Here is a 2,957-nt window from a genome sequence, read left to right as displayed (position 1 = left end):
GACCAGGATGGAGAAATTACTTCTAGAGAGGGTGCGGCGCAGTTGGCATGAGTTTTGAAGCTCTCCCGTCCTAGGGCAGCTGGTAGTTACCGGTCGAAGTGCCACGGCTCGGTGAACCACTGGAAGGGAAGAAACATGTCAGGTCTGCGTCAAAACCGCGTTCGATCGGGAACAGGCATCCCTCGTGGGCTCCGAATGTCCTGTTGGTCCGATGAGCGACGACACTCACAATCACGCAGTATCGACGAACGGCCGATCGATTTGGAGACGAAATTCGACCAGCATGTGCTTGCCTGTGTCCTCTCTCTCGCGCTTGAAGAGATCAATGTCGGTGAGGCGACTGCGACAGAGGCTACGGGCCTCTCGCTTGCCGAGTTGCGTAATGTCCTGTGCCGCAACTTCCCCGCTGTCCCTGTCAACGCCTTCGCCTTAGAAGAGGAGAAAGACCGGGAACCGGATATCGAGGAAGGACTACTGCGCGACCTCCTGTTGGCGCATGCCAGACCGGGCAGCCGGGTAAGCGCCCGCTTCGCCAAGATCATCGCCCGGCGGGCGCTGCGCAATGACCATCTCTGGCAGAACCTCGGCCTCTTTAACCGGGCTGAGCTCAGCCGTTTGCTTGCGACGCATTTCCCGATGTTGGCGGCAGGAAACGCCAAAAACATGAAATGGAAGAAGTACTTTTACCGCAGGCTCTGCGAGGCTGAAGGTTTCTCGACATGCCTCGCAACCAGTTGCCGGGAGTGCAAAGACTTCGACAACTGCTTCGGCTCAGAGGAAGGCGAAGGCCCGCTCATACGGTCCAAGGGCAGGCTCGGCTTGGATTAGGAGTGGCTTCCGTCAGCGGTGCATGGCCGCCGGATATTAACCACAACTAACTGAAGTCCACAGGCATTTTCCGCGGCGGCGTGTTTCGGAAGACGGGATATTCATCGCAGCCGAAACCGCGGGCGAGCACGCAACAAACGTTCCAGTCAAGTTCGCGTCGGGGGCGGAGACGGCCCAGACGATGCTCACATTAATCGACCACAGCTCAAAGGTAGTCGGGCCCGATCGGTCGTTGCAGTCGAGCTTCCTCCGCAAGCGCGCGGCCCGACGCTCAAACAGGCCAAGCAACGCAAGGCACCCACCACCAGAGCGATGCCCGAGGTCGTAAAGCCGCACGCAGGGATTCGAGAAGTTGCTGAACGATTGTACGGCGGCTCGCCTACCTTAGCAACTGAGAACTCAGTCAGAGGCACCTGTAGCTGAATAGAGGCCTGAAGTAACAGGTCGGCGCGATGTGCCCGCACACAGACGAGGGAGGTGGGCGTCATCAATTCTGCCATATTCCCCGTTGAGCAGGGCAGTGGCGTCTTCCACTCCAGTATCGAGATGCGCCACACCGCGCGCCACCAGCAGCCGAACTTCGCTGCTAGTTCAGCTGCAAGCGTCGACCCGTTCGAGATCGTTGCAGCGGACCAGAGGTCCGAGAACGCCTGTTCCAAGCCAACCTCAGCATTCGCGAGAGAGCCAATGAACGAAGCAAGGATTACTGAACTACTTGACCAGGAGGGGATCCGCGACTGCCTCTATTGGTACTGCCGTGGAATAGATCGCGCCGACGAGGCCACGCTGCGTAGCTCGTATTGGCCCGATCCCATGACAATCACGGTGCTCATTCTGGCTCCGCCATGGACTTGATCCAGTTTGCGATCGGTGCCTTCAAGACCAGACCGCGGAACGCCCACCAGATCGCGAACATCCTGATTGAGTTCATCGGCCCGGCAGCGGCTGCGGTCGAGAGCTATTTCACCGCGCTACAACGCGGACTGGACGAGGCCGGCGCCATACATCAAGTGCTTCTCTGCGGACGCTACTGCGACTTATTTCAGAAGAGGGCAGGGGAATGGCGGATTGCGGAACGTACTGTCGTCTACGATTGGGTCGAGGACCAGACCCCGCCAGCGGCCTCCGAGTCGGAGCGGTTCGGACCCCGGCGGCCAATCGGAGCATCGCATCCAGAAGACCTGATCTACGTGCTCAAGAAAGCCTGCACTTCTTCGGAGATATGAGAGTGTACTTCATATGAATGTAATGCTTGAACGCTATACTTCCTATAGTAACCGTGTATTTACGGCCTGTTATAACTTGAACCCTTTGCACTTGGAGGCGTTTTGCTCGTCCTGTCTGAGGAGGAGCCATGCTGACGGACGCACAATGGGCGATGCTGGAGCCTTTGGTGGAACAGTGCCGTCCGAAGGGCAAGACCCCACCGCGGGATCTGCGCCGGACACTGGATGCCACATTCTCTGGCGGCATGAGAATGGTGCTCAGTGGCGGGCGTTCCCCGCTGAACTGGGTCCATGGTGGCGGGCCGCTCAGACCTTCATCCGCTGGGCGCGCCTGGGCGTCTGGGAGCGTTTGCTCAACCTGGTGCAGGAGCGCGGCATCCAGCTTGGCATGACCTTCCTCGACGGCACCAGCGTGCGCGCGCACCAGAAGGCCGCGGGAGCGCGTCGACAAGGGGCTCTCAAGCTCAACGAGACGAGCGTGAAGCCCTTGGTCGCTCTCGTGGCGGCGATGGCACCAAGGCTTGCGTGATCGCCGATGGTCTCGGACGCGCTATCGCGTTTCGCCTTGCCCCGGGTCACGCGCACGAGCTGCCTGACGCCATTCCGCTGCTCGCCTCTCTGCCTGGGGACCGAACTGGGGGTGGCCGATCGTGGCTCTTCCAGTCACAGCTTCCGCGAGTACATCTGGAGCCTCGGTGCGAGACCAGCGATCCCGGCCAAGCCGAATGAGGCGCCGGTCGCCTGTCCGGACAGGGTTTACAACAATCGCAATGTTGTCGAGCGGCTCTGGGCCAGATTGAAAGAGTGGCGGGCTGTTGCAACGCGCTACGAGAAGACCGCCTCATCCTTCATGGGCGTGCTCTGCCTCGCCGCAGCAATCGACTGGCTCAAGAACTAACAGGC

General features: G+C 59.9%; 1 protein-coding gene and 2 pseudogenes. All 3 read left to right on the top strand.

Translation table 11 applies throughout. From position 1 onward, the window contains the following. Positions 1-135 precede the first annotated feature (135 nt). The 3 genes and pseudogenes from KBI52_RS01900 (at position 136) to KBI52_RS01890 (ending at position 2,952) form a co-directional block, all read left to right on the top strand. On the top strand, positions 136-828 hold the full coding sequence (locus tag KBI52_RS01900; RefSeq protein WP_170316113.1) for a nitrogen fixation protein NifQ: 693 nt from the start codon (positions 136-138) through the stop codon (positions 826-828). Positions 829-1,515: 687 nt separating this feature from the next. Next, positions 1,516-2,054 (top strand): annotated as a pseudogene (locus KBI52_RS01895) (nuclear transport factor 2 family protein). Between the two features lie 128 nt (positions 2,055-2,182). Next, positions 2,183-2,952 (top strand): annotated as a pseudogene (locus KBI52_RS01890) (IS5 family transposase). Positions 2,953-2,957 lie beyond the last annotated feature (5 nt).

It is taken from the genome of Microvirga sp. HBU67558 (genome assembly GCF_018069605.1).
GTDB lineage: Bacteria > Pseudomonadota > Alphaproteobacteria > Rhizobiales > Beijerinckiaceae > Microvirga > Microvirga terrae.
The sequence above is the reverse complement of the archived record's forward strand: the minus strand, read 5'-3'. Positions and strand labels throughout refer to the sequence as shown.